General features: G+C 35.6%; 12 protein-coding genes. 10 read left to right on the top strand and 2 right to left on the bottom strand.

The features are described from left to right. Positions 1-154: 154 nt before the first annotated feature. Entirely contained in the window at positions 155-1,075 is a 921-nt protein-coding gene (locus tag AR328_RS16925; protein WP_066298455.1) for a LysR family transcriptional regulator, read from the bottom strand. Positions 1,076-1,394: 319 nt separating this feature from the next. On the opposite strand from AR328_RS16925, the gene AR328_RS16930 reads away from it, so the two are divergent. From AR328_RS16930 to AR328_RS16965, 10 genes are all read left to right on the top strand, one after another. Next, positions 1,395-3,485 (top strand): hydantoinase/oxoprolinase family protein, encoded by a 2,091-nt coding sequence (locus AR328_RS16930; RefSeq protein ID WP_066298457.1) that lies wholly within the window; start codon positions 1,395-1,397, stop codon positions 3,483-3,485. A 32-nt stretch (positions 3,486-3,517) separates the two neighbouring features. Next, on the top strand, positions 3,518-5,359 hold the full coding sequence (locus tag AR328_RS16935) for a hydantoinase B/oxoprolinase family protein (protein ID WP_082677287.1): 1,842 nt from the start codon (positions 3,518-3,520) through the stop codon (positions 5,357-5,359). 122 nt (positions 5,360-5,481) lie between these two features. Next, positions 5,482-6,843 carry an FAD-binding oxidoreductase gene (locus AR328_RS16940; RefSeq protein ID WP_156422731.1) on the top strand — a complete coding sequence of 454 codons (1,362 nt, stop codon included), beginning with the start codon at positions 5,482-5,484 and terminating at the stop codon, positions 6,841-6,843. Between the two features lie 23 nt (positions 6,844-6,866). After that, positions 6,867-8,564: an FAD-dependent oxidoreductase gene (locus AR328_RS16945; protein ID WP_066298466.1), complete on the top strand. Its 1,698-nt coding sequence runs from the start codon at positions 6,867-6,869 to the stop codon at positions 8,562-8,564. Positions 8,565-8,653: 89 nt separating this feature from the next. Further along, complete coding sequence (locus tag AR328_RS16950) at positions 8,654-9,484, top strand: sulfurtransferase (RefSeq protein ID WP_066298475.1); 831 nt, start codon at positions 8,654-8,656, stop codon at positions 9,482-9,484. Between the two features lie 212 nt (positions 9,485-9,696). Next, positions 9,697-9,867 carry a hypothetical protein gene (locus tag AR328_RS22660; RefSeq protein ID WP_156422732.1) on the top strand — a complete coding sequence of 57 codons (171 nt, stop codon included), beginning with the start codon at positions 9,697-9,699 and terminating at the stop codon, positions 9,865-9,867. A gap of 31 nt (positions 9,868-9,898) precedes the next feature. Beyond that, positions 9,899-10,069: a hypothetical protein gene (locus AR328_RS22665; RefSeq protein ID WP_156422733.1), complete on the top strand. Its 171-nt coding sequence runs from the start codon at positions 9,899-9,901 to the stop codon at positions 10,067-10,069. Positions 10,070-10,693: 624 nt separating this feature from the next. Further along, positions 10,694-11,110 (top strand): NAD(+)--rifampin ADP-ribosyltransferase, encoded by a 417-nt coding sequence (gene arr / locus AR328_RS16955; protein ID WP_066298478.1) that lies wholly within the window; start codon positions 10,694-10,696, stop codon positions 11,108-11,110. Between the two features lie 157 nt (positions 11,111-11,267). Beyond that, positions 11,268-11,756 (top strand): DinB family protein, encoded by a 489-nt coding sequence (locus AR328_RS16960; RefSeq protein WP_066298487.1) that lies wholly within the window; start codon positions 11,268-11,270, stop codon positions 11,754-11,756. Positions 11,757-12,370: 614 nt separating this feature from the next. After that, positions 12,371-13,756, top strand: a complete 1,386-nt coding sequence (locus AR328_RS16965; protein WP_066298497.1) for an L-cystine transporter — start codon at positions 12,371-12,373, stop codon at positions 13,754-13,756. A 182-nt stretch (positions 13,757-13,938) separates the two neighbouring features. On the opposite strand, the gene AR328_RS16970 is transcribed toward AR328_RS16965, so the two are convergent. Next, a complete protein-coding gene (locus AR328_RS16970; protein ID WP_066298499.1) occupies positions 13,939-14,799 on the bottom strand; it encodes a hypothetical protein in 861 nt (286 codons plus the stop codon). Positions 14,800-15,010: the final 211 nt, after the last annotated feature.

The raw sequence follows: 15,010 nt of genomic DNA on the forward strand, positions 1-15,010 counted from the left end.
TTGAATGAAACATGCAACATGGTCATGAAGGAAGACCTCTTTTATATGGGCATTGTTGCTTAATATAATGATTGATAATTACTCTATTTCGTTGTAAATCAAGATCATCAATTAGGATTGGAAAAGGATAATTACTATCAAAATTAGTGCTATACTACAAGCTATTTTGTGTCCAAAATGTTGAAGGAGATTCAATTTTATCAATTTCTTTTAAAAACTGTTTCATAACTTTTGTCATTTCTATTTTCCTTAATCTAGCACAACCAATTGAAGTTTCAAGTTGTTCACCATTAACTATTAAAGGTATTGTGGTAATGTTCCAATTCAACATATTTGGGTTATTATAAAAAGCAAAATCTGTGTTTATACTTATATAGTCACCTTCATCGATAGCTTTTTTAATCAAATTCATATTTTGGATTACACTAATATTCAATTTAGATTCTTCATTTGTTAACTCCTGTATTTCCTTCTTTATTCCGCTGTTATACATGATAATTCTATGGTTTTCTACATCTTTAGGAGTTAAAAATTGCTTCTTAGATAATTCAGAATCCCTTTTAACAGTTACATAGAATTTTACTGTAATTATTTTTTTGAAATCTATATTTTTATTTTCTGTGATCTCTTTGTTAATAATTAAAAAGCCTATGTCTATAGCCTTTTTATTAATGTCATTTAGAATTTCTTCTGATTCCTTTTCCACGATACCAATTTGCATGGAAGGATTCTCCCTTATTAATGAAAAAATAGAATTGGATAAATAAGGTACAATCGTAGGGGCGGTTGCTAGTCTAAGTTTTCGATTTGTTGATGTATTGTATTTTTCACTTATCTCTTTTAATTCTTGGATTAGCAACATTATTTCCTCTGACTTTTCAATTAATTCTTCCCCTACTGAGGTGGGTACTAAACCCTTATTAGTTCGATTGAAAATCATTACACCAAGCTCTTCTTCTAGTTTGGTTACAGATTTGCTAATACCGGGCTGGGATATATTTAGTGCATTTGCAGCCGCGGAAACAGATCCTGTTTTTGCAATTTGTATAATGAATGTTAGTTGATCAATATTCATGTTAATACCTCCTTCTGTCTAACTAGGCTATATGTAAAGATAAATTTGAACTTACTATTAATTGAATTTCACAAAAAGTTACGTATTCCATTGTCAAAAATGTTACTACAGGTATCTTCTGTAGTAATAGATTTTTATAAATATATTTACTAAGGGATTATGAAAATTATTCATAGAGGTATTACTATTATGTATTTTACAATTTTTCTGATTATTTGTAAAATTTTAATAAATAGTGTAACAGATGTTTTAGAACTAAGACACTTAAAACACACTAAATCGAATGCGTTTTATCTTATATAGGAATGGAGAATTGAAAATGACAAAAAGTTTAAAGGTTAGCACAGATATTGGAGGGACTTTTACGGATATTGCAGTAACTGATGAGGCAGGTAATTTACACGTTTTTAAAACGCCTACTACCAAAGGTAATTATGGCCAAGGTGTAATAAATGCTATTGAAATTGCTGCCAAATTTCAAGACAAGACAGTACATGAATTTTTGCAAAAAACTAGTGCGGAAAATGGAAAATTCGCACATGGATCTACCATTACGACTAATGCTATTTTGGAAGATAAAGTGGGGAAAGTAGGATTAATTGTAACACGTGGTCATAAAGATATTTTAACTTTTCGCAGTGGGGGTGAAAGACAAAACCCCTACGATTGGAATATGGATTATCCTAAGCCTTATATACCGCGCTATTTAACAGTGGAAGTAACAGAAAGAATTAATGCGGAAGGTGATGTGGTAGTACCTTTAAACGAAACGGATGTAATAAAGGCAGTTGATTTCTTTAAAAAGGCTAAAGTAGAAGCAATCGCTATTTGTCTATTGTGGGATATCGTCAATCCGATTCATGAAAAAGAGATTGCAAGGATAATTAGAAAAGAGTGGGAGGACGTCCCTATAGTTTTAGCTTCTGAGGTAAATTCCAGTATACGTGAGACAGGACGGACTTCGTCAGCCAGTATTAATGCTTCATTACTACCAATTGTTGGCGATTATTACAAGGAGTTGAATGATAAGTTAATAGAAAATGGATTTACTGATAATGTTACATTATTTAATTCAACTGGGGGTGTAATGACAGTTGATGAAATGCTAACTAAACCAATTTATAGTATTGATTGCGGTCCGGCGTTGGCTCCTGTTTCTGCGTTAGAGTATGCAAGGTTGGAAAAGGGAAAAGAAGATTTAATTGTTGTAGACATGGGAGGTACAAGTTTTGATATTAGTACAGTAATTAATGGTGAAATACCAGTATCTAGAAATGCGAAAATAAAACATTTTGAACTTGGAATTCCTAAAGTTGATATTAAATCGATAGGATCGGGTGGAGGGAGTATTGCCTGGGTGGACTCCGGGGGTATGTTAAGAGTTGGTCCATCAAGTGCTGGAGCAATTCCTGGTCCTGCTTGTTATGAAGAAGGAGGAATATTCCCGACGGTTACAGATGCAAACCTTGTCCTTGGTAATTTAAATAAGGAATTCTATGCAGGTGGTTCAATGAGGCTAAACCAGGATTTAGCGGAAAAAGCAATCATGGAACACGTTGCCAAACCACTTGGACTTTCGTTAGAAGAAGCCGCTTTTAGCATTTGGCATACTGTTAATTCAGATATGGCTGCAGGGATAGAGGAAGTCACTATTTGGCAGGGGATAGATCCACGTGATTTCCTTTTCATAGCTGGTGGCGGTGCAGCTGGACTTCATATAGCTCAAATTTGCAAACAACTTAATGTAAAGGAAGCATTAGTGCCAAAAAACGCTGGTGCCTTGAGTTCAGTTGGTGGATTATTTGCTGATGTGAAAGGTGAACGTTCGGTAAATGCCTATACCAATACTGAGAATTTTGACTATGAGGTTGTTAATCAAAGTCTAGAGGAACTAAGAAATTGGGGAATTGAATTTTTGGATCGTGCTAATATACCAAGAGATAAGCAAAAGTTAGAGTTTTATTGTGAAGCAAGATATCCACATCAAAATTGGGAAATTTTCATACCTCTTAATAAAAGTCACTTTGAAAATCCAGCAGATATAAAGGAAATGATCTCTCAATTTCACCAAGAACACTTAAGGATATTTGCAGTCAATGAAGAATCTGATATTGAATGTATTAATTGGCAAGTTCGTGCTACAGGAATGATTGATAAACCTGTACACATTCAGAAAAGCGAAACAATTCATTCGAAATCATCTTATTTTATGGGTACGAGAAACGTTTATTTAGGCCCTAAAATAGGGCATGTAAGTGCTAATATTTATCGAGGTTCATTAATGCCAGTTGGAAGTGTAATACAATTTGATGAAGTAGCTATAATTGAAGAAGCTACGATGACCCTTCTATGTCCACCTGGGTGTCAGGTGACCATTACACCTTATGGAAACTTTTCTATCAAATTTTAAACAGAATCTAGTATGAATTAGGAGGGGTTAATGTGAATATAAATGTTGAAAATAAAATAGAGCCATATATGATTACATTGCTAGTAAGAAAATTTGAGTCGATTGTACGTGAAATGACTAATACAGTCATTCGAACTGCACGTTCCGGTGTAATAAGTTCTGGGAGAGACTTTTCATGTAGTGTTATTACGGGAGATGGTAGAATTCTATTCGTTTCTGAGGCAATACCAGTTCATACAGCTAATAGCAATTTGGTTATTCTATCGTTGTTGGATCTATTTAAAGATGATATTCATGAAGGTGATATCTTTCTATGTAATAGTCCTTATCACGGAAATACTCACCACGCTGATTATACTATTATTGCCCCTATTTTTCATAATGGGGAGTTACTCTTTTTCTCAGTTGTCAGAGGGCATCAAGCGGATATAGGAAATCATTTGCCAACCACCTATTATCCAGATGCAAGAGATATATATGAGGAAGGAGCTTTAAACTGGCCTGTTGTACGAATACAAAAAAATTATAAAGATATTAAAGATATTATTCGTATGGCAAAAATGAGAATTCGAGTTCCGGAACAATGGTATGGCGACTACTTAGCGCAAGTAGGAGCATGCAGGGTTGCAGAGAGAAAGATTAAGGATATGTGCGGTATACATGGGATTGAGTTTATAAATAATTTCGTAGATACCTATATTGACTATGGAGAAAGACGAATGATTGCAGCAATCAAGGAAATGCCTAAAGCTTCTTTAGAATACGAAACATCGCATGACCCAATACCAGGCATTCCAGATAAAGATGCTTCCCAGTTTGGTATTCCGGTAAAGATGAAAGTGGATATTGATCCCGACGAAGCTTATATTTATATCGATGTAAGTCATAACCGTTCAAGTGTGCTTGGTGGATATAATATGTGTGAAGCTACAACAATAGCTGCTGCAACCCAAGGCGTATTAAGTATCCTTTCATCTGATTTACCACAAAATCAAGGTGTATTTAAAAGATTGAAAGTAAAAATGGGGAAAAATCAAGTTGTCGGGTATTCTGAACATCCTATAAGTATGTCTATTTCAACAACAAACGTAACGGATCGATTGGCAAGTATCTCGGGTAGTATTTTTGCTGGATTAGGTGAGCCTTGGGGCATGGCTGAACATGGCTATGGAAAATCCTATAGTAATCCAGTTATAGCCGGGTATGACCCAAGAAAAAATGGAGCACCATATGTAAACCAATTAATTAATGGTTCTGCAGGTGGTGGTGCCATCTATGGGTATGATGGATGGCTAACATTACAAGTGCCGGTATCTTCTGGAATGATGAATATTGACAGTGCAGAAATAATTGAACAAAAATATCCCATTCTTATAAAAGCTCGGGCAATTAGAACAGATAGTCAAGGATATGGACAATGGAATGGTGCACCAGGTACTAAAGTAGAGCTTTTACAGAGATTTCAGGAGGGTACCTGGATGCAAGTTTGTGATGGTCATGTATATCCCCCGAAGGGTATTCATGGTGGGGGAGAAGGTAAAAAAGCTGAAATGTACGTTAAAAAGATAAAAAGCCTTGAAACGATGTGGGATGAGCAAATTGAAGAACCAAAGAGTATTGCACTAACTAATTATGTAAAATTACAACCAGATGTTGAAATCATAGTATCGGAGGCTAATGGAGGAGGAGGGTATGGTAATCCATTAAAACGAGATCCTGAACGAGTTTTATATGATGTTAGAGAGGGTTGGTTATCCTTTGATGTTGCAAAAGAAATATTTGGTGTAGCATTTCTTACTAATGATGTGGATTCACTGGAGATAGATTGGGAAATGACTGAACATTTAAGGAGAAATTTAATCAAAGGGAGATAAATCAAATATATTTCTTGGTTTAATTCCATGTAGCAATGAGGTTAATTAAGATTCATTTGGGTATAGATTGTAGTTCGGGGACTCAAACAATTATCACAGTGAATATGGAGGCATGCAAATTCATGGAATTTATCGAACAAGCAAAAAAAATTTTCCCGAAGGATCGAATTTCAACCAATAAAACAATACTAGAGCAACATAGTAGAGATGAGTCATACCATGAGCCGTCTGAACCATTTGTAGTTGTCTATCCAATAAGTAATAAAGAAGTAAGTGAAATTGTTAAACTAGCAAATAAATATGAAATTCCGATTATTCCATTTGGCCTGGGAACAAGTTTAGAAGGTCATATTATACCTTATCATGGGGGAGTATCGATAGACTTTTCCCTGATGAACAAAATAATAGAGATACGTCCTGATGATTTTTTAGTAAGGGTACAACCAGGAGTAACGCAAATGGAGTTAAATAAAAGACTAAAAAAACATGGGTTATTCTTTTCGGTAGACCCCGGTGCAGAAGCAACATTAGGAGGTATGGCGGCCACTAATGCAAGTGGCACAACATCTGTAAAGTATGGAATTATGCGAGATCAGGTACGTAATCTTGAAGTGGTCTTACCAAATGGAGAAATAATTGAAACTGGTAATCTTGCACCTAAATCATCCTCTGGCTACCATCTTAATGGGTTATTTGTAGGCTCGGAAGGTACGCTTGGTTGCTTTACGGAGTTAACTCTTAGGGTATATGGATTACCCGAGGAGGTTATGGCTGCTCGGGCCTCCTTTGATACGATTAGCCAAGCAGTTGAATCAGTTATAGCCATCCTATCTGCCGGTATACCGATAGCAAGGGTGGAACTAGTAGATGAATCTTCTATTGAACAGGTTAATCAATCGCTTGGGACGAATTACGAAGTAACACCAACACTATTTTTGGAGTTTCATGGTAATAAGATGGGCTTGAACCAAGACATAGCTTTTGCGAAAGATTTAATAACTGAAATAGGCGGTAAATCTATTGAATTTGAAACAGATACAAAGAAAAGAAATGAACTATGGAATGCACGACATAATTTATTATTTAGTTTTGTTCACAGCAATCCACAAAAGAAAGCAATGATTACAGATGTTTGTTTACCATTATCTGAGCTCGAAGGTGGATTATTAGCTGCAAGGGAAAAATTAAAAGAAATTGATTTAGTTGGTGCAATTATTGGTCATGTAGGCGACGGTAATTTTCATGCGATTTTGATGATTGATATTAATAACCCTATTGAGATGAGAAAAGCAGATGAATATAATTCCTTCATCGTTGATTATGCATTGAGTCATAATGGAACATGCACAGGGGAACATGGTGTAGGAGTTGGTAAAATGAAATATCAACAAAAAGAACATGGAAAAGCATATGACCTAATGAAAATGATTAAGAAGACAATCGATCCTAAAGGAATTATGAATCCAGGGAAAGTTATTGATTAAAGATATGGGAGGAAGAAGATGACATGAAAGGAAAGAAAATTCTAGTAGTTGGTGGAGTGGCAGGTGGTGCATCAACTGCAGCTAGAATAAGAAGGTTAGATGAAAGTGCAAAGGTCATCATGTTTGAAAAAGGCCCTCATGTATCTTTTTCAAATTGCTCCCTACCATACCATTTAGGCGGAATCGTAGAAGATAGTGAAAAACTAGTCTTAATGAGTCCGGCTATTTTTAAAAATCGATATAATATTGAAGCTCGTGTTAATCATGAAGTTATCGCAATTAACCGGGAAAATAAAACAATTACAGTAAAAGATTTAATGACAGATAAAAACTATGAAGAAAGCTATGATAAGTTAGTCCTTTCACCTGGTGCATCTCCAATTAAACCAAATTTAGAAGGAATTAATAATCCGAATGTATTTACAGTGCGGAATGTTGTTGACATTGATAATATCCAATCGTTTATTAAACAAAAAGGAATAAGGGATATTGCGGTTATCGGTGGAGGATTTATTGGTGTAGAAGTTGCAGAGAACTTAAAACTTGCAAATTTCAACGTAACATTAGTCGAATTCGCCAATCAAGTAATGGCACCATTTGACTACGATATGGCACAAATTCTTCATAAAGAAATGATGGATCATGGAGTTAACCTTGTATTAGATGACAGACTTGCTAAAATTGAGAACAAATATGTCGTAACGAATTCTGGTAAGCAAATTGATGCTCAGGCTGTGATTCTCGCAATTGGTGTACGGCCAGAAACAAGCCTAGCAAAAGAAGCAGGGCTTGAAATTGGTGAAACGGGTGCAATAAAAGTCGACCATAACTACTTAACTAATGATGAAAATATATATGCGGCAGGAGATGCGATTGAAGTATACCATCGTCTATTACACAAACCAACTAGACTAGCACTTGCTGGTCCTGCACAGAAACAAGCTCGTGCAGCTGCAGACCATATGTATGGAATTCCAAATCGAAATAACGGGGTTATCGGTTCATCATCTATCCATCTATTTGACTTAAATGCAGCTTCAACGGGTCTAAATACAAGAAATGCAGAGCAAGCAGGAATAAAGCATGATTATGTATATGTTATCCCAGGTGATAAAGTCGGATTAATGCCGAATAGCAATCCAATGCACTTTAAATTGGTTTATGAATACCCAACAGGACGGATCTTAGGTGCCCAAGCGATTGGTAAAGGTAATGTCGATAAACGAATTGATGTTATTGCTGCCATGATTACGATGAATGGGACATTGGAAGACCTAAAAGACTTAGAATTAACCTACTCACCGATGCTAGGGACAGCAAAAGATGTTGTAAATCTGGCAGCATTAGTGGCACTTAATCAATTACATGGTAAGTATAAAGAAGTTAAAGTCTCTGAGGTTCGTAAGCTAGTAGAAAATAATGCTTTTATTATAGATGCTCGGGAAAAAGGGGAATACAACGCAGGTCACTTATTCAATGCTGTGAACATTCCTTTAAGTGAATTTAGAGATCGGTTAGATGAGATACCAAAAGACAAACCAGTCTATATTCATTGTCGTTCAGGACAACGAAGCTACAACATGGTAATGGCGTTACAGAATTTAGGATATACTAATGTATTTAATGTCTCAGGCTCTTATCTGGGTATTAACATATATGAATATTTTAATGATTTGGTAAATGGAAGGGAGAAAATAGTTACAGAATATAACTTTAAATAATGAACAAAAATTGATTCATTCGTCCGTATATAAGGGTGTTAGGAGAGTAGGACTATTATAAGGTTCAAGCCATAAGGAGGCACAAACTAATGGGGGATATTATTAAGCCAGAGACACTGGCAAATTGGTTGGAGAAAGATGAACTAACTATCATCGATGTAAGATCTGATTTATTGAATCCAGATGAAGGTGAAATTGCCTATAAAAAGAATCATATACCAGGGGCACATTATCTTCATTTAACAAAAGATTTATCGGGGGAAGTCCGTAAACATGGCGGAAACCATCCATTACCAGATAAAAATGCTTTTACAGGAAAGTTAAGTGAAATTGGCGTTACGATGGAAAAGCCTATTGTCATTTATGATACAAAAAATGAAATGTTTGCCGCTCGCGCATGGTGGTTGTTAAAATATTACGGTCATAATAAGACATACTTGCTAGACGGAGGTTTTGATGCCTGGGTTAAGGCCGGCTATGAAGTGACAGACCAACTACCTGAAAAAGTTCATTCAACTTTTACGCCGCAGATGGATAAAACAATGGTTGTGTCTATGGAAGATGTCAAAAACCACCAACAACAACATACAATACTTATTGATTCAAGATCAAGAGAAAGATATTTGGGTGAGTCAGAACCATTATATAAAAAGGCAGGGCATATTCCCGGTGCGAAAAATTACTTTTGGCAGGATGTTTTAGTTGAGGATGGGTCATGGAAAACACCAGAACAACTAAAGGAACATTTTGCGGCAATACCAAAACAAAAAGAAGTAATTGTTTCTTGTGGTTCGGGTATTTCTGCATGTCCTAATATAGTTGCACTAAAACAGGCTGGTTTTAATAATGTTAAATTATATGCTGGAAGTTTTAGTGATTGGATTTCCTATGAGGAAAATGAAGTGGTGAAAGGGGAGTAGGTGGTGGAGTATCAATTACAAGAAAGATTGAAATAATGTAGCTAAATATATTTAACATAATTTTTTCATTTGAATTTCTAGATCTAATCTAACCCTAATTTCGATTTACAAGATTGGGGGGAATGTAAAATAAACTGTGTAAGTAAGAGTGCGTACGGCTCTTACTTACACAGTTTATTTTTTATTGTTAAACTCAAACATATGATGTATATGTGTATCAAATTATTACAAAAGATGACCGAAACTATCTACAAGGAACAGTTAAGGAATCTATGCATGAGTTATTAGAAAGCAAAAGAGATTTAGCTGAAAATGTCATTGTTCCTTTTGATATGAAAGATACCCAAATAGAAGCTGCTGACAGAATGGGAATGAGGGGATAGCAGCAACCAAATACAGAGATGGAATGGAATCATGAGAACAATTAATGATGGAATGTCTATTTCAGATATCAAATTCTTTATAGAAAAAAGACTTGAGTTAGCAAAAGGTGCGCACATCAAAGGAAAAAAAGACTTTTCTAATTCGATTAGTTGCTATGAATTTGACTTACAAAAGTTATTTAATTATTCTCAATGGAGCTGAAAATATGTTGCTGGATCAATTTAAGTTAGTACTAGTATAAATTAGGTAAACACTACTACATCAATTTGTCTGCGATCACCACCCAAGCCATGTGGAGTGCGTGGCGTTGATAGAGTTGAAATAGCTTGGTGGCAATAGATTTGTGTGTTTTACCCTAAATATTGAAGTGTGTTTTATGTTCCCTCGGACTAATGGTTCGGGGGATTTTTTTGACCCCAAGGGTCTAACTTTTACGCGGAATTAAGGGTATTCCAGTAATGTATATTTTTTCAAAGAGATTGAAGAATTTGATTATGGTCGGGCAGTAGTATAGAAAAAAGTCTATTTTGCAAGTACTTGTCACTTTGCTGGATAGCACAGAAATTGAGTGCCAAATTGACGAATGGTAAAAAGGCTTGGAGTTAGCCTCCAAGCCTAAATTGCCTATTAAACACAAAACTATATGGAGATCCATCAAAAATGGGGATTACTAATTTAAACCTAAATAAGAGGTAATTATCGTTGGGTATTATACTTTCTACTTAAATTATACCATTATTACAAAAGTATTTATAGACTGCTTTTTCCAAAAAAAACATACTATACTGTTATACATAAATCTAAAAATATGAGGTGTGTAGCAGTATGAACGACAAAAAAGATGTCTTAGATAATGGTCCTTTCTTTCATGGAACTAAAGCAGAACTGAAAATTGGAGATTTTTTGGAACCACAACACTTATCAAATTACCAAGATAAAAAATCCAACTATATTTATTTTACTGCGACATTAGATGCTGCTAAATGGGGCGCTGAATTAGCAACATTAAAATCAAAGGAAAGAATTTATATTGTAGAACCATTAGGCGATTTTGAAAATGATCCGAACTTAACTGACAAAAGATTTCCTGGAAACCCTACACGTTCTTATAGGTCTAAATCTCCATTGAAAATAATAGCTGAATTAGGTTCATGGGAAAGACATTCCGATGAAGAAATAAATCATATGCTTACCTCTTTAAAAAGTTTACGTGAACAAGGAAAATATGTAATATACGATTAATCCTTAAAATCTATAAATTCATGACTTAAGGGAACCAATCAATTTGGTTTTTCAATTGATCTTCTTCAGCAATCAAGCCATTTAACGGAATAAAGCAGAAGAAGTCATAAAAACATCGAAGTAGAAAATATATAATTTTAGAGGAAGTGTGATTGATATGTTTCATGCTAAAGATGTTTTAGCCGATCAGTTGTTAGCAAATGCGAACGACCCGAGCTTTTACGTTCCGTTTTCGGATGCAGTAGTAAACTTGTCAGAAGAAGAAGCTTTTTGGAAACCCAGCGATGAAAGTAACAGTATCGCTGAAATTGTTCAACATCTACTTTATTGGAATGAGACATGGCAAAAGAGGTACGAAATAGCTCATGTGAATGCATTTGTGCCAATAGGTGATAATAATAAAAGCTTTATTGATCCGGAAAATAAAAGATTTGCTGACCTAAAAGAGTGCCTCCTGAAGGTTCTGCTTCGGTGGCAAGATCTGCTAACTGAAGAAAAGGTGGAGAGTGAAGTGAACGGTTTTCCACAGCCTGTAAAGTGGTGGGCGTTACTAGGAAATATATCTACCCATAACGCTTATCATATTGGACAAATTGTTTACATCAGAAAACAACTACAAAAGGGCTGGAAAACTACCATTAAATGAGATTGTGGGACAGTTTGCAATTCTTGTTCCTTCTACTATCTGGGGCGATTGGCCGATTTAACGCATAGATTGCTATGGTCGTGAACAAATAACGTCCCCCCTAGAAAAGCACAAATTTATCGTAAAATAAAAAATAATCATAATGAGGAATTACTTAAACTAGCAGAAAAATTGGAACAGGAAATTAACAAACTAACCTAGATTTGTAATGGTATTGGTACCAGATTTCCAGTCGGAGCAGAATTAGTTATTGAAGGTGGCGTTACTGCACAATAACCAACTAGTTATTTCGTGGTTGCTTTAACTCTTATCAGAAACGGATTTTTTTTTATTTGATGCACGACTAATTTAGCTGTTCAATTTTTTTCATTCTTAAAATACGGTATATATGAAAAATCGCTGATGGATAAAATCCACTGGTGATTTTTTTTTGATCCTGTTAGATTTCACCCACTTTTTCTTATTGAGCCAGGAATAGTTAATTTCAACCTCTCATAATTATGAAATATCAAACGTTTGATTGATTTCCAGAATTATTGAGTAAAAAAGTTCTAACTTTAGAGATAGGAATTGGTGTATTAGAATTTCATTAACTTACCTTGGGGGGAATATGAATGAATACCATTCTTATCATTATTAATATCGCTGTTTTACTTTTGCTTATTTTAGGCTTGTTCATTATGCAGAAAAAACATGTTTCGTTTTCAAAACGTGTGTTTACTGCACTAGGTTTAGGAATTATTTTTGGTTTTATTATTCATTTAGTTTATGGAACAACACATGAGGTTACAGCTAAATCGATTGGATGGTTTAATGTCGTAGGAACTGGATACATGAAACTTCTACAAATGGTTGTCATGCCGCTTGTATTTATCTCGATTGTTGGAGCTTTTACAAAATTAAAGCTTACAAAAAACATTGGGAAAATTAGTGTCTTAGTCATTGGTATTTTACTAGGAACAACCGCTATTTCTGCGGCGATTGGTATTGGTTCCGCTTTAGGATTTGGTCTTGATGGTATTCACCTAGACGAGGGTGATGCGGAAAAGGCACGGAATGCCCAGTTGGTCGAACGTGTAGCTGGCGTTGAAAATATGACAATGCCGCAGCAGATTCTGGAATTAATTCCGAGCAATCCTTTTCATGATTTAACAGGTGCCCGTCCAACCTCGACAATTGCTGTAGTAATCTTTGCAGCTTTCATTGGCATCGCTTTCTTAGGAGTCAAGCGTAAGAATCCTGAACATGCAGATTTCTTTGCGAAAATCATTGATGCGTTCTACTCGGTTATTATGAGAGTTGTCACGATGGTTCTTCGCCTTACACCATACGGGGTTTTAGCAATTATCACAAAAGTAACAGCAACGAGTGATTATGAAGCCATTGCGAAATTGGGAAAGTTTGTCATCGCCTCATATGTAGCGCTTATTCTTATGTTTATCGTGCATTTATTACTCATAATGTTTGCAAAACTCAGCCCGGTAAACTACGTGAAAAAAGCGATGCCGACCTTGACCTTTGCTTTTACATCTCGTTCTAGTGCGGGAACATTGCCATTGACTATTAAAACTCAAACGAAGGACTTTGGCGTTTCTGAAGGGATTGCCAACTTTGCAGGATCATTCGGTCTAACGATTGGCCAAAATGGCTGTGCTGGTATTTATCCGGCGATGTTAGCGGTCATGGTTGCGCCTGCAGCCGGCATTAACCCAACAAGTCCAACATTTATTCTTACACTTATACTTGCTGTGGCCATTAGTTCATTTGGAGTTGCTGGTGTTGGTGGGGGAGCAACCTTTGCGGCCTTAATCGTATTATCAGTTATGAATCTTCCAGTCGCCATAGTTGGGCTATTAATCTCTGTCGAACCGTTAATTGACATGGGACGTACAGCTCTAAACGTCAGCGGCGCCATGACAGCGGGAGTTCTAACAGGAAAAGCAACCGGAGAAATTGAAAAAGAAGTCTATAATCAGCCAGACGTAGTCGAAGCGCAATAACATCAATAATGAGGGTGTCAGGTACCATGAACATGGTGTCTGACGCCCTTTTTCTATAATAGATTGCCTATGTTGTTAGCTTGAAAGTAGTTTATTTTACAATTTTAAATCACTTTACGAAAAGTTGTCAGGGATTAAAGGCCTGTATGGATTTTTGGGCCGTTATGTAGTATTCCAAATCGTTAAGTAAATGTAATGTATTTTATTGCATTGTCAGGATATACCCCTTCTGTAAAATACCATTGCCAATATATATCCCCATCTTTCTTTCCAATTGAACCATCTAGTAAAATCCCTTCCATTGCCCGATTACTATTTAGTCCTATTACAACATAATCTCGATGGTTCCATAAATCTGTTATTAGAGATGTATTTTCATTGGCACTGCTAATCTTAAAAATGCTATTAGTTGTATCGTGAAATTGGCTGCTAACCTCTTTTATTATTTGGATATCGTGTAGGGGATTCCATTTTTCGCTTGCGTGGATTTGGGGAAAATGGAGTAAGAAGTGTGTATTTAGCAATTGTTCACACATTTTTAGTTGGGCATGATATTTTTCGATGTAATACTCAATGATGCGGGACCATGAGGTATTAGCTTTTCTGTCAAGCCATCGGACAAATTTCCTTAGCTCAAGTAGAAACTTTTCAACTTCTTTTTTCTGTGGTGTAACACGCATATGTAGAGGAAAAATCGTAATAATCAGTTCTTCCCAAAACTCTGGCTGACAGTTTTCCCAAGAGGTGGGACAAGTATCTTCCAAGTAATAATTCATAAATGCAGAGATGATTCGGAGAAACTCATTTCTGTTTTGGTCTCGAGGCTTTTCACGTTTATACGCTATAAGATCCTTTCCGTAGTATTCAAATAAGCCTCGGTACCTCATGTTAAACTGTGAACTTAATTGAATATTTTGGAGGAGTTCCTCGCGTTCCCGTTCGCTATTAATAGGGAAACTTCTTACATTGATTTGTGGAATAGCTCCACAGCAAGTTGCCTGATCCTTTCCGCTGCCACAATAACATAATAATAATCTTCTCATAAAAAATATCAGCCTTCTTTCTTGTTAAGTTGTTAAAATGGGGAATTAAAACAGTGCAGGTAGGTAATAACCGAAATGAATTTAGAGGGTTAATTGTATTATACATTATTAAGAAATAGTGCGTATCGATAATTCTGACAATTATGTGAATGATAACTGAATAGAGGAATTACTTTGTAGCAAAACTTTACATAATTTGTTACTTTCACAA

It is taken from the genome of Bacillus sp. FJAT-29937 (genome assembly GCF_001509555.1).
Classification (GTDB): Bacteria; Bacillota; Bacilli; order Bacillales; family Cytobacillaceae; genus Cytobacillus.